Consider the following 20244-nt stretch of genomic DNA (forward strand, 5'->3'; position numbering starts at 1 on the left):
ATTAATTAATGACCCGTTGCACCGAATAAATATCAGGTGTTTGTTTAATTCGTTCCACAACTTTATGCAAATGAGAAATATTTGAGATCGAAATAGTTAAATGAATTGTCGCCATCTTATCGCGATCAGCACGACCACTGACTGCTAAAATATTCGTTTTTGTTTCACTAACAATTTGCATGATCTCATTTAAAATACCTGGTCTATCGAAAGCTGATACTTCGATATCGACTGGATATTCTTTTTTCTCTGGAATGACACCATGCTCCCATTCCACCTCAATTAAGCGCTCCTGCTCATCCTCGATTTGAATATTTGGACAGTCCGCACGGTGCACAGACACACCTCTCCCCTTTGTGATAAAGCCTACAATTTCATCTCCAGGAACAGGTGTACAACAACGTGAAAGTCGAATAAGCATATTATCAATGCCCTTTACAATGACACCAGATTCCGTACGTTTTTGCGGAATTGGATTTTTCATTTTTTGTTCGATTTTCTCTAAAGCTTCTTCCTGCTCACGCTCTTTACGGCGTTTTTCCGCTAAACGATTGACTACTTGCTGTGCTGTTATACCGTTTACACCAACTGCCGCATACAAGTCTTCTTCGTTCGTATAATTAAATTTATCACACACTCGTTTGAGGTTTTCTGATGACATTGTTTCCTTTAAATCGAAATCCTGTGCACGGATTTCTTTTTCGATCATCTCTTTACCTTTGATAATATTCTCTTCACGTAGATGTCGTTTAAAGAATTGCTTAATCTTATTTTTCGCCTGGGAGGATTGCGCTATCTTTAACCAATCGCGGCTCGGGCCAAAGGATTGCTTAGAAGTTAAAATTTCAATGATATCTCCCGTTTTTAGTGGTGTATCAAGAGGTACCATTTTCCCATTAATTTTGGCTCCAATCGTACGATTTCCGACTTCAGAATGGACACGATACGCGAAATCGATCGGCACAGAACCAGCTGGCAATTCAATGACATCGCCCTCAGGTGTAAAGACGTACACCATATCGGAAAATAAATCAAACTTTAAGGATTCCATAAACTCTTCTGCGTTGGAAGATTCATTTTGGAATTCTAAAATTTCACGGAACCATGTTAGCTTTTGGTCGACATTTTGCTTTTGATGGTCGACCTTTTTGCCTTCTTTATACGCCCAGTGTGCAGCAATCCCGTACTCTGCAATCTTGTGCATTTCCTTTGTGCGAATCTGCACCTCTAGTGGATCACCATAGGGTCCAATAACAGTTGTATGCAAAGATTGATACAGGTTTTGTTTTGGCATGGCAATATAATCTTTAAAACGGCCTGGCATCGGTTTCCATAATGTATGCACAATACCTAAGACGGCATAGCAATCTTTAATACTATCTACAAGTACACGAATGGCTAGCAAATCATAAATTTCATTAAATTGTTTCTTTTGTAGCACCATTTTTCGATAAATACTATATATGTGCTTTGGACGACCATAGACATCTGCTTCGATTTCTACCTCATTCAGCTGTGACTTCATCTCAGCCATGACATTCTCTAAATAAGCCTCACGTTCATCACGCTTTTTCTTCATCAAACTGACAATACGATAATATTGCTGTGGGTTTAAATAGCGAAGTGCTGTATCTTCAAGCTCCCATTTGACTGTTGAAATTCCTAGGCGATGTGCAAGTGGTGCAAAGATCTCTAATGTCTCTTTGGAAATACGTCGTTGCTTTTCAGCAGGTAAATGCTTAAGTGTACGCATATTATGAAGACGGTCTGCTAGCTTGATTAAGATGACACGGATATCCTGTGCCATCGCTACAAACATTTTACGATGATTCTCTGCTTGCTGCGCCTCTTTAGATAAATATTTAATTTTCCCCAGTTTAGTAACACCATCAACTAGCACTGCTACTTCCTCGCCAAATTCCCGTACCAAATCATCCCGCGTAAAATCTGTATCTTCGACAACATCATGCAAAAAGCCTGCCGCTACAGTTTCCGGGTCCATTTGTAATTCAGCTAAAATACCTGCTACTTGTACTGGGTGAATAATATACGGTTCACCAGAGCTACGGAATTGCTCAATATGAGCATCCCTTGCTAATTCATATGCTTTTTTCACGAATGCGACATTTTCATCATTCATGTAGGATTTGACTAACTCAAAAACGTCCTCAGGAGTCAAAATTTGCTCTTTCGCCATAACATGTCCACCTTGCTCGTCAAATTTTTCAGATTAGATATAAACTTAATTGTATAAAATATTATGGTCTATTGTAAAGAGACTGTATCATTTAGTTTAGTTAATCTCGTGAACAGCTTGAAAAATGGAAAAAATAATCTCTTTTTTAATAAAAAAGACCCTTGTGACGATATGCGCCACAAAGGGTCCTTGTTTCGACAAGAGGATTAGTGTAATTGGTTGTAAGCTACAGCAATTTTCGCGCCTACTACTGCATTGTTTTTCACTAATGCAATGTTGGCATCAAGACTTTTACCTTCTGTCAATTCTTTCACTTTACCTAGTAAGAATGGTGTAACGTTTTTACCTTGAATACCATTTTCTTCAGCTTCTACTAAAGCTTTTTCAATAATGTTAGTAATAAATGTATGCTCTAATGCTTCAGCTTGAGGAATTGGATTTGCAATAACAGCGCCGCCTTTTAATCCTAATTGCCATTTCGCAGATAGCATTGCAGCAATTTCTTCTGGCGTATCCAATTGGAAGTTTACATCAAAGCCACTTTGACGTGTATAGAATGCTGGCAGTTCATCTGTTCCGTAACCTACAACAGGCACACCTTTTGTTTCAAGGTATTCTAGTGTAAGACCGATATCTAAAATAGATTTTGCTCCTGCACAGATAACAGCAACATTTGTTTGTGCTAATTCCTCTAAGTCTGCAGAGATATCCATTGTTGTTTCAGCACCACGGTGAACACCGCCAATACCTCCAGTAACAAAGATTTCAATGCCTGCAAGCTCTGCACAGATCATCGTAGCTGCAACTGTAGTAGCACCTAATTTTTTCGTTGCAAGTAGGTAACCTAAATCACGGCGAGATGCTTTTGCAACACCTTGTGCATTCCCGAACATTTCAAGTTCTTCATCAGATAGACCAATTTTAATTTTTCCATCAATTAACGCAATTGTTGCAGGTACTGCTCCGTTATCACGAATAATTTGCTCTACCTCACGCGCAGTTTGCACGTTTTGTGGGTATGGCATACCGTGTGAAATAATTGTTGATTCTAATGCAACGATTGGTAGACCTTTTGCTTGTCCTGCTTTTACTTCTTCTGATAATACGATGAATTCTTTCATGTTGTTATTCCTCCATTTCACTTGTTAACAAATCTACGGATAATTCTGGTCTTACTGTATAGGGAGATGCCAAAGTATTTTTAGCATTTGTTAAGCCAGCATCAATGCTTGTCGCAAAGGATTGTCCTGTCAACCAGCTATGTATGACTGCGCTGACAAAGGCATCTCCTGCTCCTGTAACATCTTCAATTTTTTCTATCACTTTGGCAGCAAAATGACTTGGAGCAATGGTAGTAGATGCTGCATATACACCCTTGCTGCCTGCTGTAATAATGACATGTTCGGCACCTAGCTGCAGGAGCTGTTGTAAAGCTTTTTCATAATGGGTAGCGTTTTCAATTTTATGTCCAACAATTGTTTCCGCTTCATCCGTGTTACAAATAAACCATGTTACTCCTTGTAATGTTTCAGGTAGTCGATTCATTTTCGGTGAAGATACCGGCACAATGACAAGTGGGATATTACGAGCAACGGCTACTTGTTGGATATAGGCTACTGTTTCTTTTGGACAATTTAAATCCAGAATAAAGCAGCCTGCGTTGACTAACATTGTTTCATGCTTTTTCAATAAGCTAGGTACTAGTAGATCATACACTTCCATATTGGCTACAGCTAATGCTAGCTCCCCTTGCTCATCCATAATAGCTGTATAAGAACCCGTTGAAGCCTCTGCTAGCTGCTCCACATAACGTAGGTTCATAAAGGATTCCGAAGCTTCTTGGATGACTTGCCAATCAGCATCTTTCCCAGCCGTTGTCAGCAATGTCACTTGATGGTTTAATCTGCCTAAATTTTCAGCAATGTTTCTACCAACACCACCAACACTAAAAGAAGAGCTAGCAGGGTTAGATGTCCCAAATTGAACATTGCCTTTCACGTGGAATTTTCGGTCTAAATTGGCTCCCCCGATGCAAATAATTTCATTTTCCTCGGGTAAAATATATGCACGACCTACAATTTTTCCTTGCTTTGTTAAACTAGACACTAAATTAGCAAGCACTGGACGTGAAAGATTCATTGCATCTGCCATCTCTTGCTGAGACATAAACGGATTTTGGCGAATTAAAGCAAGCACCGCCTGTTCTCTTTCATTCATAGCATCACCTTTTATTATATTTGTTTACATTATAAACTTTTGTTTGATTCATGTCAAAGGATTTTAAAAAAAGTTGAACCCGTTATTTGAGGTTCAACTTTTTTCGTTTATTATACATGCTGTGGTGTTTGTTTTTTGACAATGATTACGAACAGGCTAGCCATGGCACAGAATATACCCGCAAGGAAAAAAGCCCATGTATAGGAATTAAAAAATTGATAGATCAATCCACCACCATATGCAGCAACAGCAGCTCCTGCTTGATGTGAGGCAAATATCCATCCGTAAATAATACTACTTTTTTGCATACCAAAAATTTGTCGTGTAATACTGATCGTTGGTGGTACTGTGGCAATCCAATCGAGTCCATAAAAGATAGTGAATATCGTCAGTAAAATAACAGAACCTTGTGATAATGCATAAGGGAGTAATAATAAAGAAGCTCCCCGTAACAAGTAATACCAAAATAACAGCCAACGATTATCGAAGCGATCTGATAGCCAGCCTGAGGCAGTCGTCCCTAGTAAGTTAAACACACCCATAAATGATAAGAGTGATGCAGCGGTGACTAAAGGAACGCCAAAACTAATACAATACGAAACAAAATGAGTCCCGATCAAGCCGCTCGTTGAAAGTCCACATATAAAGAAGCTTCCTGCTAATAGCCAAAAGGCTTTAATCTTAACCGCCTCTAGTAAACCGTTAAACGCAATATGAATCGGATTTTTCTTCTGCTGCACTGTCTGTTCTTCAATAAACTCCTCTTGTCCATATGGGTTTAGCCCCACATCCTGAGGCTTATTTTTAATAAAAATAGCAATCAAGGTGAACATCAACGTACTTAGAAGAAGAATTAACCCCATTGCCCAGCGCCAAGAATAATGTTCAATGATCATGGCTAGCACTGGTAGTAGAATTAATTGTCCTGTAGCTGTACTAGCCGTTAATATACCAACTGCTAATCCCCTGCGTTTGACAAACCAATGATTAGCTACATAGGGACTAAGGACCGTTAGAAAAAGGCTTGCACCAAGGCCGATGATGCCACCCCAAATCACAATTAACTGCCATGATTGATTCATCAAAAATGTCAAAGTAATCCCTACAATTAACGTAGCCATCGCGCTTAGCATCATTTTCTTTAAGCCAATAACTTCAAGCAATGCCGCCATAAATGGCCCTGATATACCATATAAAAATAGACTTATGGCGAAGGCTAGGGCAATAGTTGACCGTTCCCATTGAAATTCCTTTTCAAGAGGATTGATAAAAACGCCAGAGGATGACAATGTAATACCTGCCACAATAATAGAAAAAAATGTGACAATTAAAATAAACCAGCTATAATGAACACGCTTCATCCAAACACCTACTTTTCATATGAGTGGCACTAAAAACATGTATATACATGTTTTTATGGTAGTAAAAAAAATAACATTCTCTAATGGGATAGGTGAAAAAGGCTTTCCATTCTATGCTACTTACTTGCCGCTTCAGCCCGCTAGTTGGAAAGCTAAAGAAAACCCTTGTGAACTAACGTTAGACATAAGGTACATCGTAGGCTCCCTGAAAAGGACGCAGCCCCCTTTGCCATAGGTTCTTTTTCATGTCCTACCAATTATATGTATATACATGTACAATGATAATAACTGCCGCTCATATAGCTGTCAAGAAGTAATTTCCACCTCTAAGGTGTATACTTACAATTAGTAGAATCCCTTAAAAGGAGTACTGACCATGAAGAACCAACTAAAAAACATTGATTATACGCAAATATGTGTTTGTGCGAACCTTCGAAAAAAAACGAGGGCTGTCACACAATTATATGATAAGCTGCTACAGCCTACTGGATTAAAGGTAACACAATATTCAATGCTTGCACACATTGACCTTCAGCAAGCTGTCTCGATTAGCCGTCTAGGTGAAATTTTACAACTCGATCAAACTACGGTGACACGTAATATAAATCTCTTAAAGCAACATGGCTATGTGGAATTAAAGCGAGACACAAACGATGCCCGTACGAAACAGATTACACTTACTGAAAAAGGGTTAGAAAAGTTGCATGAAGCTGCTCCCATTTGGCAAGCAATTCAAGATAGAATTATTGAGGATATCGGGATTGAAAAATATGCAGATTTCTACGATACATTGCGAACAATGCAAAAAATCATCCAATCCTATGAGGAGGAATAAAAAAAAGCGCCCCATTGTTTTTAGGGCGCTTTCTTCTTGCTCTTAGTATTGAATAAGTGTTTTAATATTTAAATCGCCAAGTTTAGCACGACCATTTAATTCTAAAAGTTCGATTAAAAATGCACAACCTACTACCTGACCACCTAATTGTTCTACTAAGCGAACTGTTGCTTCCACAGTACCACCAGTTGCTAGTAAGTCATCACAGATTAAAACTTTTTGACCTGGCTTAATCGCATCATGATGCATTGTTAATGTATCTTTGCCATATTCAAGACCATAGTCAGCACTAATGACCTCACGTGGTAATTTACCAGGTTTACGAACAGGGGCAAAGCCGATTTCAAGTGCATAGGCAACTGGGCAACCGATAATAAAACCACGAGCCTCAGGACCTACTACAATTTCAGCTCCTACTTCTTTGGCGTATTCTACAATTTGATCTGTTGCATATTTGTATGCAGCTCCATTGTCCATAATTGTCGTAATATCTCTGAAAATAATGCCCTCTTTCGGCCAGTTTTCAACCGTAGTGACGTATTGCTTTAAATCCATGTTATTGCTCCTCCTACGAAACATTTTTCGTCTAGTCATGTATTCGTTCATCAAACCATTGTTTTAATTCTATATAAGGAGCGTAGACAAGCTTTTGCTCCATTTCAATCTGTTCTGAACGTTGTTTGTAAGACGGTGCCTCTGTTAGTGCCTGTTTTGGGGCATTCACGTTGACAGTCGTCAGTCCACTCTCCATTTTAACAAAACCAAGCTCAAAAAACACCTGTGTCATAAATTTTAATGCATCTAATGGCCATCCTGTATGCTTCGCTAAATCAGCTATGTGCATATCAAGCGGAAATGCTGGTCGATTTTTCAGGAATTTATAAAACCAAGCAAATTGCTCTCGTGTAGGTAAACTACTGAAATATTGTGAATCTGGCATATAAAAGTGCGCATAAATTCGTGAAGGCTTCGTTTTCTGTAATACTTCTTCTAATCTTTGAACATTTTGTGGCAAATCTAAAAGCACAATATAATCACTTTGATCAACATTTGAAAGTGTAGGGTCCACTACTGTAATAGGTACACCAATCAATGACTGATAATAGGTCATCGTTTCAGGACGAAAGGCTATAAACATCGCCTCATCCTTCGGCACTGTATTAAGCCAACGAGCTGTTTGACGGATTCCACGGATATCAAATAGCTGCCATTCTGTTGTTTGGACATCTTCAATCATAAATTGAGCTTTTTTTCGCCCTTGCCATTCGTTAATTTGTAAATCACCTATAAAGGAAACTTTGATGCCATACGTTAGCTCATCATGTAAATGACCTTTATTAAAACCGACACTATCTAATTTGTCATAGCCATTTGTTAATTCCATTTTAATATGATTTTCTGATGCACCAATTTTACGCATGGATGAAATTTCTACATCCTCCAGTACATAAATAGGCTTTGGAAAATCAGTTCCAAATGGGCCAAGTGCTGAAATTTCTTCGATAGCATCTGCTGAAATTTCATCAATACTTAGTGGTATATCAATATGGACAATAGGGGTTAAGTGCTCCTCTGTTAAACAGGCCCTTGCTTGAGCATCTAAACGTCTACGTAGTTCATCAACATGCTCTAACGATAAGGTCATTCCTGCTGCCATGGGATGTCCACCAAAGTGAGGCAAAATATCCCGATTTTTTGCTAGTTCGTTATATAAATGGAAGCCTTCAATGCTTCGGGCGGAACCTTTAGCTATCCCTTTATCAGGATCGAGTGAAAGGACAATGGTTGGACGGTAATATAACTCCACAAGACGAGAAGCAACGATGCCCACAACCCCTGCATTCCAGCCTTCCCCTGCCACAACAAGAACTAAGGAATTGCCAATCGTTTCATCGGCTTCGATAAGGGCGATAGCTTCATCTGTAATGCTTTTCACAATATCTTTTCGTTCTGTATTGCAAGCATTTAACTGTTTTGCCAGCGCAGCTGCCTTGGCATTGTCCTCAGCCATTAATAACTCGACTCCTGGAGCTGCTTCTCCGAGTCGACCAACAGCATTTAATCGAGGGCCAAAATAAAAGCCAATCGTTTCTTCAGAAATTTTTGCCTGCTCTGTACTCGCTATGTCACACATTGCTTGTACCCACGGACTAAGGGAGCGACGCATTTCCTGAATACCCCGTTTGACCAGATAGCGATTTTCATCTACTAGCGGCACTAAATCTGCTACAGTGCCAATCGCAACAAATTCAATTAAGTGGATGGGTAGCTCTCCATATAGAGCATGTGCTAGCTTAAAGGCTACACCTACTCCAGCTAACTCTCCGAACGGATAATGCCCTTCTGGTAATCGCGGGTGAAGAATAATATCTGCTGGCGGTAGCTCCTCCCCAGGTTCATGGTGATCAGTCACAATAACATCCATGCCAAGCTCTTTCGCTACTCGGATAGGTTCAATTCCTGAGATCCCATTATCCACTGTAATGATTAATTGTACCCCTTCTTCATAGGCTTCTCGAAATAGAGCCTCATGTGGTCCATACCCATGGATAAAACGATTTGGGATTTTAAAAGATACATCGGCACCAAGATCCAATAACACATTTAGCATGACAGTCGTACTTGTCACACCATCCGCATCGTAATCGCCATAGACTAATATTTTCTCACCATTTTCTAGTGCTTGCTCAATTCGCGCCACCGCTTCAGCCATGCCATGCATGAGAAATGGATCATGAATATTTGCTTCGGTCATATTTAATAAGCTTTCTGCGTCAGCGGTTGTTTCACAGCCACGTGCTGCTAAAATTTTTGCTGCAATCGCAGAAAGTTGTAAGTCATTTTGTAATGTTTGGACAAGTGTGGCATCTGGACGCTCCACCTGCCATCTTTTTTTCGATAGGATCATCTTCTCACTTCCTTACGAAAGCTATTATACCGAAATTCGATTGGTTACGCACTATCCATTAGATTGATAGTTTTACCATCCATTCGAGATGTAGATCCATCACTTTTCCTTAACTATGCTTCAAATTAAATATTCACTCCCAAGCAAAAAGCCTACTCTTTTAAAGAGTAGACTTCGCTAGTATACCTTTAGAAGCAGCTATTAATGCTTCCACTGTTGCTATATCTCCTTCATGCAGGGCCGTTACAATGGCGCTCCCGACAATAACCCCATCCCCTAATGCCCCCATCTTTTTGACGTGCTCAGGTGTCGAAATACCAAAGCCCGCCAGCACTGGGATTGGACTTGCCTGACGTAGACCTGCAAAATGATGTTCTAAATTATTAGCAAAATGAGACCTTGCTCCCGTAATACCATTAACGGTTACTGCATAAACAAAGCCCTGACTAGCAGCTGCAATACGGGCAATTCGATCTGGAGGGCTAGTTAAAGAAACGAGTTGAATCACATCAATACGATGAGGGTTTAATGTTTCACGTAGCAGTGCACTTTCTTCTAATGGGACATCTGGTACAATTAACCCTTTTACTCCTGCTGCTACACAGTCTTTGGCAAAGGTCTCTAAGCCATAAGCTAACACTGGATTGAAATAAGTCATGACCACTAGAGGCACCGTTATCTCCTCTCTAAATGAAGCGAGCGTTTGCAACACTTTCCTTAATGTCACACCAGCTGCCAGTGCGCGTTCTCCTGCACGCTCAATCGCCGGTCCATCCGCTACAGGATCTGTAAAGGGAATACCTACTTCGATCGCTGTCACACCGAGCTGTTGAAAAGTTAAAATCGTCGGCTTGATTGTTTCTAGCCCCCCATCACCTGCCATCATATAGGGGATAAAAGCTTTATTTCCTGTAGCCTTTGTTTGTTCAATTGCTTGTTTTAGTGTCGTCATTTAGCATCCCCTCCTAGTACCGCTCGAACTGTGTGAACATCTTTATCTCCACGACCAGATAAGCATACAACTATAATAGAATCCTTCGGCATTGTCTTAGCAAGCTTTGCTGTATAAGCAATGGCGTGGGAACTTTCAAGTGCAGGAAGAATGCCCTCTGTTCGACTTAACAATTGCAAGCCCTCTAGTGCCTCATCATCTGTAATGGAGTCAAATTGAGCTCGGCCAATATCATGTAAATAACAATGTTCGGGCCCTTTCCCTGGATAATCCAATCCGGCTGAAATAGAATGTGCTTCTTGAACAAAGCCATTTTCATCCTGTAATAAATACATATAAGCACCATGTAACACCCCTAGCTGTCCACCGGCAATGGCCGCTGCATGCTTTCCAGTATCAAGACCACTCCCTGCCGCCTCAACACCATATAAGGCTACTGATTCATCATCAACGAATGGATGAAACATACCTATAGCATTACTGCCACCGCCAATACAAGCAACTACTGCATCTGGTAAACGTCCCTCTTTTTGCAAAATTTGCTTTCTTGTTTCAACGCCGATTACACGCTGGAAATCCCGAACAATTTTAGGAAATGGATGAGGGCCTAATGCAGAACCTAAAATATAATGCGTATCCTCAACATTTGTCACCCAATAGCGCAATGCTGCATTCACCGCATCCTTTAAGGTTTTAGAACCACTTTCCACCGACTCGACCTTCGTGCCAAGAAGCTCCATGCGAAACACATTTAGCTGTTGGCGTTTGATATCCTCTGCCCCCATAAAAACAACACATTCTAGATTTAGTAAGGCACAAGCAGTAGCAGTTGCCACCCCATGCTGTCCTGCACCTGTTTCGGCAACAATTTTCTTTTTACCCATACGTTTAGCAAGTAGCGCTTGCCCTATGGCATTGTTTATTTTATGAGCCCCTGTATGGTTTAAATCTTCACGCTTTAAATAGACCTTTGCGCCACCTAGCTCCTTCGTTAAATTTTCAGCATAATAGAGAGGGGTTTCTCGTCCAACATACTCCTGTAAATAATAGGTAAGCTCCTCTGTAAACGTTGCATCTTTTAATGCATCATCATAGGCGGTTTCTAATTCTAGTAATGCGGTCATTAAAGTTTCTGGCACAAACTGACCACCAAATCGGCCGAAACGTCCTTCCTTTGTCGGTACACTATTTGCAATTGAAATCCCCATTAGATGATCCCCCTCTTTACTGTCTTTAAAAATTCCTGTATTTTTGCAGAATTCTTCATTCCATCTGTTTCCACACCACTCGAAACATCCACCATAAAAGGGGCTACCGTTGTGATGGCCTCTTCAATATTGTCCACGTTGAGACCACCAGCTAATAGTAATTTTTCTCGTGGGATACCTACCTCCTCCAGTAGGCTCCAGTCAAAAGTATGGCCACTGCCACCTTTAAAATCTGTCCCAGGTGCATCGAATAAATAATAATCTACCTGATAATCAGCTGCAGCTTGAATATCCTCTTTGCCTCGTACCGACAATGCCTTAATAGCTGGATAACCTTGTTCTTGAATAAATGCTGGCGTTTCTTCTCCATGATATTGCACATAGTCTAATGACACACGTTCTACCGCTTCCTTTAGTTCAGCTGCAGACGGATTGACAAAGACACCAATTTTTAATACCCCTTGAGGTACTTCGTTCGCTAAAAGCTGAGCTTGCTCAATAGTTACGCGACGTTTGCTCGGTGCGAAAACAAAACCAATGGCATCTGCACCAGCCTGAATAGCTGTTATGACATGTTCTTGTTTTTGCAATCCACAGATTTTAACTTTTGTCATACAGAAGCCCCTCCTTTCGTACTTGAAAACATTGTAGTGCCTGCCCAGCATCTCCACTGCGCATTAATGCCTCCCCTACAAGAATTCCACTAGCCCCCATGGCTGCTACTTGTTGTGCATCTTCCTGTGACCAAATACCGCTTTCACTTATTAATACACGGTTTTCATTAAATGGAAAAGCGTCAGCAATTTCTTGTGTACGTTGTAAACTGACCTCAAACGTGCGTAAATCTCGATTATTAACACCAATCAACTTTGCATCTACTGCAAGTGCACGGTCGAGCTCCTCTCTATCGTGCACTTCCACTAAAACCTCTAAGCCTAACCCCGTTGCGTAGCTATATAAATCTCGTAAGGATTCGTCCGTCAAAGCAGCTACAATTAATAAAATAATGGATGCTCCTGCTGCCTTCGCAAATCGAATCTGCACCCTATCAATCATGAAATCCTTACATAGTAGAGGGATATTCACAACACTAGCAACCGCTGCTAAATCGTCAAAAGAGCCTTTGAAAAATTCTTTATCGGTTAAGACAGAAATGGCGGCTGCTCCTGCTTGTGCATAGATTTGTCCTTGGGCAACTGGATTTGCCCCTTCTGCAATTAGCCCCTTGGAAGGAGAAGCACGTTTCATTTCAGCAATGACTTGTAACGTATTCGCCTGTCGTAGCGAATCAAATAACGATGGACGTGTCTTTTCTGTATAACTTGCTAGAGGATCAGGTTGCTCTAATAAAGCATCTACTTCTATCCTCTTTTGCTGTAGAATTTTGTTAAGTATATTCATAAACCTACCTCCACTTTTTTTATTTGCTCGCTAAAGGTAACTACCGCTTCCAATTTTTGAAGTGCTCGCCCACTAAAAATACTTTCCTTTGCCATGGCTACCCCTTCTTTAATCGTTACTGCTTGACCATAGCCAAATAAGCCAATACCTGTATTGAATAACACAGTATCTAAATAGGCACTCTGCTCCCCAGCTAATAGTTTTCTCATGAGTACAGCATTTTCATCTGCATTGCCACCTCTGATTGCCTCTAACGGTGCAAATGGGAGACCAACATCTTCTGCTGTTAAGGAAAAAGGAATTAAATCCCCTTTATCTACTAAAACTAGCGTATTTTGACCCGCTAACGAAGCTTCATCTAAGCCTTGTGGTCCTGATACGACAATGGCTCGTTCACGCCCAAGCATTTGTAAAACAGAAGCATATTCCATTACAAAATTAGGTCGGTTAATTCCCGTGAACTGTGTTGACAATGGGACTGGATTTGTTAAAGGTCCAACAAGATTAAAGATTGTTGGTTTCCCTATTGAACGGCGAACCTCCCCAATCCGCTTTAATTTTGGATGAACATTTGGCGCATAGAGAAAGGCGATTCCTTCTTTCTCCAATAACTCAATAGTTTGCGGAATAGAAATAGCTGTATGAATACCTAATGCCTCCAATACATCGGAACTGCCCGAGGAAGATGATATTTTGCGGTTTCCATGCTTGGCTATTTTGACGCCTGCTCCAGCTAGTACAAAAGCGGAAGCTGTACTGATATTAAAAGTATGAAGTCCATCACCGCCAGTACCGCAATTATCCATATAGCCACTAGCTTGTATGGCTACCTCACGTGCAAAAGACCGCATAATTGTTGCTAATGCTGCTACCTCATGCGCCGTTTCTCCCTTTACTGATAAAGCTGTTAAAAAGCATGCCATTTGGTCTTTAGGTGTCTGATCATCAAATAACCATTGTGCCGCCTTCAGCATTTCCTCATACATTAAGTGTTCGCCTTGCAACACTTTTTGTTGTAATTGTTCCATTAATCTTGCCCTCCATTGTTCGTCAGTAACTGTAAAAATGCCTCTTGTTCCTCTTTCACTCGATCTAATACTTTCTGCACGTCTGTATATTTCGTCACGGTGATGGTCGTTTGCATATTCATGGATTCATGATCAACTACAATGGACTGTCCTGTTAAGGCAAAATCTAAATGTCCATTAAATCCAATAAAGCCTAAAGCTCCACCAAAATTGGACCTTCTTTTAATAGATCGTGCCATCTGTTCATTTGGAAATCCCACAGTCGAAAATGTTGGCAATGTTGCTGCTAATACGTCAAGCGCATGAAGCATAGGTAAAAGCTGCCCCTCCACCGTTGATGTCATATGCAATGCCTGTTTCGATTCCTCAATACGCATGGCATCAATAATTTGAACAGAGTCTCTGAAGCAAACAGACTGTAAATCTTGTTGAACTGTACGAACAAGAAGCGCATGTGATTTTCTAATGTCCGAATGATCGTATAATTTGCGCTCATTTTCTAGGTCTTCACTTTTTGTCTCCCCTCGTGGATATGTCCCCTCCATAGGCGTTGCAATGACTTTATCTCCTTTGACACGTATCAGACTTTCAGGGGAAGTTCCTAATACAACATAATCATCGAATTCTATATAATACATATAGGCTGCTGGCTTCATTTTACGTAGCTGTCGGTATAAGGTAAACGCATGCCCCTGAAAGTTTGCTACATATTGCTTGGGCAGTACAACCCGTGAGATATCATTAGTTAAACTTTCTTGTATTGTCTGTAAATCTTTTGCGAATTGTACATAAGACATCCTATCGAGTCCATGATACCGAGAAGTTGCTTCATCACTTACATGTCCGTTTAACAATTGTTGTGCCAATTCTTCCAAACTAGGTTGTTGTTTTTCCGCATCAATATTTGTATGAATTAATGTCACTTCATCTGTTAGATGATCAAACACAATAATTGTTTCATAAACATGAAAATGGGCCTCAAGCATTTCTACTTGATTGTCGTTGAACACCTTTGTTCCACTATGACCTATAAAACCAACAGCCCCACCAGAGAATGGAAATTGTGTCGTATTGGTAATGCGTGGCATTAGTCGTTTAAGTAGGACAAAGAGGTTTCCTTTATGCACATATGTTTTTCCAGTTTCATGGGAAATCTCCTGAATTTCTTGGCCCATTCCTTTATAAGTCTTTCTTGGATTCGCTCCAATAAATGAAAATCTTCCTGCTCCCTCATGCTGGGAGGAGCTCTCCAGCAAAAATTTATGTGTACCCTGTAACCTTCTAAAAATCAAAATAGGTGTTAAAGAATCGCCATTAATGGTTTTCATTTTTGTCCTAGAACTCATTGTTTGCATAGCTATTAAACTCCTTTTTAAAGATTCTTTTTCACTGTTTAGTCGAATGCTGAATCAAATAAAAAAGCCCTCTGCAAAAAGGATTAATCCTAATTGCAGAGGACGATCATGACCGCGTTGCCACCTCATATTAGAGCATTTGCTCTCACCTTTGTGCTTTCCAGCTCTGTTTTACATATGGAAAAGCACCCCTATAACGTGGGGAATCACGTTCGCTGTTTATTAGCGACTCTCATAAGTCCATTCACATAAGCTGTAAATCAGTTTACACCAACCACTGACTCTCTACATTACAGGACTTATGTTACTACTCTTATTCAACAATTTCTCAGCTATTCTCATCTAAACTCAGCTCATCTGTTCTTAGGCTGACCTCGCTCCCGAAGCCTTCTACCTGATCCGAACAAAAAGTTAGCCTTAATTCTATGCCAAAGCAATATAATTGTCAATAAATTCTGAAGAAAAAGTGGTGATACATGCTTTTTGAGTAGACCTTTATAGTGGGTATATTCTCCTTTTAAATACCCTTTAATAGGGAAGTTGATTTCCTACTATTGAATATTTTCTTAGTATTGACCATGTAAATATATCAAGTTATAGTAATTTCAGAACATTATTTTTTCCATATAATTAAAGAAAGTAGGAACGTATATGACCGTTCGCAAAAAACTAAATCTAGGCTTTATTTCTTTAACATGTTTACTTTTCATTTCAAGCATCCTATCATTTCTTCAATTTAAAACAACACAAAATGATTTAGAAGAAGTCTTGAATCATCGTATTGTTCAAATTCAATTAACCGAGAAAATACAGCAAGAACTTGCATCTCAAGGATTGTTTTTACGGTCTTATATTTTAAATAATAAGGATGAAACTGCTAAAGCCAACTTAGAGCGCTATGAAAAGCTATTACCTGAAACCGTAAAAGAACTATCTACCATTGTTCGCTCTGATTATACGAAAAACATTATGCAGCAAATCACAGAATTGCAAAATGAATTATTAGCAAATTCAGCAAAAGCACAGCAAGCGTTTAATAACGGTAAAAAGGATTTGGCACTTACATACATAAATGTCGATGTTACAAAATACAATAAGGAAATTTTTAAGCTAACGAAAGACTTATTAGAATATCATGATCAACAGCTTCAAAAGGTTGATCGTGATGTTAATCAAACCGTTTCTAGCGCAATAATTATTGCCATTAGCCTCCTCATTGCTAGTGTAGTAATCGGTTTATATTTTATGTACTTTATTAAAAATAGCATTGTTATGCCACTTCGGAAGGTCATAGGTGCAGCAGATACATTAGCGCAAGGAGATTTAACGATTGCTGAGCTTAACCATCAAGCAAAGGATGAGATTGGCACACTAGCAAATGCAGTCAATTCATTAAAACAAAATCTCGCTGGATTGATGACAAACATTCAAGATAGTGCATCCCATCTATCAGCTGTCTCTGAAGAGCTTTCAGCTAGTACAGAGGAAGTGACGGCAACATCGGATGATATTGCCCAAAGAATTCAAGAAAACGCAACACATATCAATTCATCTGCTAGTGCTTCACAGCAAAGTGCGGTGGCTATGGATGAAACGGCCGCTGGTGTCCAACGCATTGCGGAAGCAACGCAAAGCCTCCATCAAAATGCAGAAAGTATGACGAAACTTGCCCATACAGGTGGAGCAACTATTTCAACAGCGAAAGACCAAATGGATAGGATTTCAGAGGCTACTACAGAGATTGCTCAATTAACTCAAAAATTAAGTAAGCAATCTGAAGAAATCGGTCAAATTACAACAGTCATCACAGCCATATCAGAACAAACCAATTTACTAGCACTCAATGCTGCTATTGAAGCTGCAAGAGCTGGTGAGCATGGTAAAGGGTTTGCAGTGGTAGCTGATGAAGTGCGTAAACTGGCTGAGGAATCGAATCAATCTGCCAATCAAATCGTTGCTATTACGAAAGAAGTTCTGACAGATACACGCAATGTTGCAGCTGCGGTTGATAACGGCTTAGCATCTGTAAAGGATGGCGTAGTTAAAATTCATGAGGCTGGAGATGCATTTTACTCTATTACTTCAGCCGTTGCAGCCTTTACCGAGCAAATTGAAGAAATTTCTGCTACATCAGAAGAAATTTCAGCAAGTGCCGAGCAGGTCTCGGCGTCTGTCACGGAAATAGCCAATGTCTCGAATCTGTCAGCAAGCAATTCACAATTGATTGCAGAATCTGTAGACGAACAGGTTGCAACAATGCAGCAAGTAAATGCTGTTGCGGAGGAATTAAGCCAAAATGCGCAACAGCTCCAAGAATTACTTCAACAATTTAAATTATAAACATATACGAAAATCTGCTACCTTTTAAAAAGGTAGCAGATTTTTTTGCATAGAAAAAGCAGAGAATAGAAACTAAATTGTTTTCTATTCCCTGCTCACTACTTATACAACAGGTTCGTCTGTACCCCATTGTTTTTTCTCTTTTTTGTGTAGCTGTCCATCTGATTTTTTCATTTCACGAATTTTTAATGAATACCAAATTTGGGCTGCAATACAGATTGATGAATACATACCTGTAATTAAACCGATTAATAACGCGATAGAGAAGTTTTGAATAGATGGTGCACCAAAAATTAATAGGGACACAACGACGATAATAACTGTTAACACAGTATTAACAGAACGTCCCATTGTTTGACGGAGCGATTTATTCACAATATTCGCCAATACTTCACGGTCAGTAATCGTGTCATATTGATCTAAGTTTTCACGCATACGGTCAAAGGTAACGATCGTATCATTAATGGAGTAACCAACAATCGTTAACACAGCCGCAATGAACGTTATATCCACTTCTAAACGCATGAAGCTAAAGACAGCAACGATGAGGAATACGTCATGCAGTAGTGACACAATTGCGCCAATACCCATGCGCCATTCAAAGCGAATTGCTACATAAATAATAATCCCTATTGCTGCAAGGGCTAATGCTTTAATGGCATTTTTCACAAGTTCCTTACCTACTGTAGATGAAACAGTACTTACAGTTGGTTTATGGCCATATTTCTCCGTTGTTTCTTTTTGGAATTTCAAAATATCCGCTTGTGATAAATCAGTTTTATATCGTACAACTGCAGAATTGCTCTTTTCTCCTGAAAGAACAATATCGTCAGAAGGAAAACCGATACTATCTACATATTTTTCAACTTCCTCTTTTGTCAACGATTGTTCTGCCTCAATTTGAACACGTGTACCGCTCGAGAAATCGATACCTAGGTTTAGACGGAAAATACCCAGAACGACTAGACCTGCCACTAAAATAGCTAATGAGAATGTATAGAATTTCTTACGGTTGTGAACAAAGTCAAAGCGATCAAATTTCGTTGATAAATCTAATGTACCAATGTTTTCATCCAGACTATGCTGTTTGGACTTCGCAATTCCAAACCATGCTGAACTGTTGAAATAGCCACTGTTAATAAGTAGACCTAATAGGACACGTGAGCCCCATACCGCTGTTAAGAAGCTTAACAAGATACTAATGATTAATGTTGTTGCAAATCCTTTTACAGAGCTTGTCCCGAAATAGAAAAGAACACCTGCTGCTAATAATGTAGTCAACTGTGCATCGACAATGGCCGATAATGATTGTTTAGAACCAAGCTGGAAGGCTTGTTTCACAGAATAACCTACACGCAGCTCTTCCCGAATACGTTCTGCCGCTAAAATATTAGCGTCTACTGCCATCCCGATCCCTAGGACAATGGCCGCAATACCTGGCAGCGTTAATACTGCATTAATCCAATCAAATACCACCAATACTAGGAATGTGAAAATAGCTAATGTGATGATGGAAATAAAGCCAGGTAAACGATAGTAGAATAACATGAACAAGAAGATGATTACTACCCCGATAATACCTGCTAAAATAGTACTTTTCAGTGCTTCATCACCGAATTGTGCACCAACAGATGTTGAATAAATTTCATCAAGCTTCACAGGTAATGCCCCTGCATTTAAAATACCTGCTAAATTTTTTGTTTCATCAACAGAGAAGTTACCGCTAATCATAACGTCTGTTGTATTTAATGTTTGATTAACTGTTGCAGCCGATGCATAGCGAGGCTTCGCTTTTTGTGACTCAGCTTTATAGGAGTCAACACCCTCTTCAAAGTCTAACCATACAACCAGTAAATTTTGGCCTGCAGGTTTCGCCGCAATTTTACTTGTGATATCAGCAAATTTTTTCGCATCTTTTAATTTAAGCGATACAATTGGACGATTTTGTTGGTCAAAGGAAGCACTTGCTCCATTTTCCTTTAAATCATCTCCATCTAATAATAAATTGTCATCCACATCGCGGAATGTTAAATTCGCAGACGTAGACAATAACTTACGTGCAGACTCTTGGTCCTCAACACCTGCTAACTGCACACGAATACGATTTTCTCCCTCAACCTGAATGCTTGGTTCACTTACCCCAATCGCATTGACACGGTTGCCTAGAGCTGTTGCCGTAGCTGTTACAATTTCCGGTGTGATTTTTTGTCCTTCTTTTAATTCATTCACCTCATAAAGCACCTCAAACCCGCCCTGTAAATCAAGACCAAGCTTAATGTCCTTTAAGACGCCGTTTACAGTCGTACTAATACCTGCTGCCAATAGCACGATAATCAGTAGGAATGCAACTATACGACTTTTTAGTTTCATCAATAAATCCTCCTCGAATTGGTGTAAGGGCTGTCCTTACACGCCAAACAAGTAACTTGCAAACCTTTTGAA

At 39.8% G+C, this 20244-nt stretch carries 15 protein-coding genes and 1 other annotated feature; of the genes, 2 read left to right on the forward strand and 13 right to left on the reverse strand.

Features of this window, described 5'->3' with window-relative positions:
* Position 1: 1 nt before the first annotated feature.
* The 4 genes from MKY49_RS15455 to MKY49_RS15470 all read right to left on the reverse strand — a co-directional run bounded on the left by MKY49_RS15455 (position 2) and on the right by MKY49_RS15470 (position 5775).
* Positions 2-2197 (reverse strand): RelA/SpoT family protein, encoded by a 2196-nt coding sequence (locus MKY49_RS15455; protein ID WP_274793902.1) that lies wholly within the window; start codon positions 2195-2197, stop codon positions 2-4.
* 206 nt (positions 2198-2403) lie between these two features.
* The gene (locus MKY49_RS15460) at positions 2404-3318 is read right to left on the reverse strand and encodes a pseudouridine-5'-phosphate glycosidase (protein WP_274793903.1); all 915 of its coding nucleotides are present in this window, start codon (positions 3316-3318) and stop codon (positions 2404-2406) included.
* A gap of 4 nt (positions 3319-3322) precedes the next feature.
* Positions 3323-4414, reverse strand: coding sequence for a carbohydrate kinase (locus MKY49_RS15465; RefSeq protein ID WP_274793904.1), 1092 nt, complete (start codon positions 4412-4414; stop codon positions 3323-3325).
* A gap of 110 nt (positions 4415-4524) precedes the next feature.
* The gene (locus tag MKY49_RS15470) at positions 4525-5775 is read right to left on the reverse strand and encodes an MFS transporter (RefSeq protein ID WP_341386613.1); all 1251 of its coding nucleotides are present in this window, start codon (positions 5773-5775) and stop codon (positions 4525-4527) included.
* Positions 5776-6151: 376 nt separating this feature from the next.
* Between MKY49_RS15470 and MKY49_RS15475 the strand changes: the two genes are divergently transcribed.
* Positions 6152-6610: a MarR family winged helix-turn-helix transcriptional regulator gene (locus MKY49_RS15475; RefSeq protein ID WP_274793906.1), complete on the forward strand. Its 459-nt coding sequence runs from the start codon at positions 6152-6154 to the stop codon at positions 6608-6610.
* 42 nt (positions 6611-6652) lie between these two features.
* On the opposite strand, the gene MKY49_RS15480 is transcribed toward MKY49_RS15475, so the two are convergent.
* The 8 genes from MKY49_RS15480 to MKY49_RS15515 form a co-directional block, all read right to left on the reverse strand.
* Positions 6653-7165: an adenine phosphoribosyltransferase gene (locus MKY49_RS15480; RefSeq protein ID WP_274793907.1), complete on the reverse strand. Its 513-nt coding sequence runs from the start codon at positions 7163-7165 to the stop codon at positions 6653-6655.
* A 31-nt stretch (positions 7166-7196) separates the two neighbouring features.
* Complete coding sequence (gene recJ, locus MKY49_RS15485) at positions 7197-9518, reverse strand: single-stranded-DNA-specific exonuclease RecJ (protein ID WP_341386614.1); 2322 nt, start codon at positions 9516-9518, stop codon at positions 7197-7199.
* Positions 9519-9678: 160 nt separating this feature from the next.
* On the reverse strand, positions 9679-10470 hold the full coding sequence (gene trpA, locus MKY49_RS15490) for a tryptophan synthase subunit alpha (RefSeq protein ID WP_341386615.1): 792 nt from the start codon (positions 10468-10470) through the stop codon (positions 9679-9681).
* Complete coding sequence (trpB, locus tag MKY49_RS15495) at positions 10467-11678, reverse strand: tryptophan synthase subunit beta (RefSeq protein ID WP_313470709.1); 1212 nt, start codon at positions 11676-11678, stop codon at positions 10467-10469. Before trpB ends, trpA begins: the two co-directional genes overlap by 4 nt.
* Positions 11678-12292 (reverse strand): phosphoribosylanthranilate isomerase, encoded by a 615-nt coding sequence (locus tag MKY49_RS15500; protein ID WP_322606420.1) that lies wholly within the window; start codon positions 12290-12292, stop codon positions 11678-11680. Before MKY49_RS15500 ends, trpB begins: the two co-directional genes overlap by 1 nt.
* Positions 12279-13079, reverse strand: coding sequence for an indole-3-glycerol phosphate synthase TrpC (trpC, locus tag MKY49_RS15505; RefSeq protein ID WP_274793912.1), 801 nt, complete (start codon positions 13077-13079; stop codon positions 12279-12281). The genes MKY49_RS15500 and trpC overlap by 14 nt, the downstream gene beginning before the upstream one ends.
* A complete protein-coding gene (gene trpD, locus MKY49_RS15510; RefSeq protein WP_341386616.1) occupies positions 13076-14107 on the reverse strand; it encodes an anthranilate phosphoribosyltransferase in 1032 nt (343 codons plus the stop codon). The genes trpC and trpD overlap by 4 nt, the downstream gene beginning before the upstream one ends.
* On the reverse strand, positions 14107-15462 hold the full coding sequence (locus tag MKY49_RS15515; RefSeq protein WP_341386617.1) for a chorismate-binding protein: 1356 nt from the start codon (positions 15460-15462) through the stop codon (positions 14107-14109). Before MKY49_RS15515 ends, trpD begins: the two co-directional genes overlap by 1 nt.
* 95 nt (positions 15463-15557) lie before the next feature.
* Positions 15558-15792: a binding site (T-box leader), on the reverse strand.
* Positions 15793-16113: 321 nt separating this feature from the next.
* Here MKY49_RS15515 and MKY49_RS15520 point away from each other — a divergent pair.
* Positions 16114-17802 carry a methyl-accepting chemotaxis protein gene (locus tag MKY49_RS15520; protein WP_341386618.1) on the forward strand — a complete coding sequence of 563 codons (1689 nt, stop codon included), beginning with the start codon at positions 16114-16116 and terminating at the stop codon, positions 17800-17802.
* Positions 17803-17904: 102 nt separating this feature from the next.
* On the opposite strand, the gene secDF is transcribed toward MKY49_RS15520, so the two are convergent.
* Entirely contained in the window at positions 17905-20172 is a 2268-nt protein-coding gene (gene secDF, locus MKY49_RS15525; protein ID WP_341386619.1) for a protein translocase subunit SecDF, read from the reverse strand.
* Positions 20173-20244: the final 72 nt, after the last annotated feature.

The organism is Lysinibacillus sp. FSL M8-0134, from assembly GCF_038069745.1.
In the GTDB taxonomy this organism is placed as follows: Bacteria; Bacillota; Bacilli; order Bacillales_A; family Planococcaceae; genus Lysinibacillus; species Lysinibacillus irui.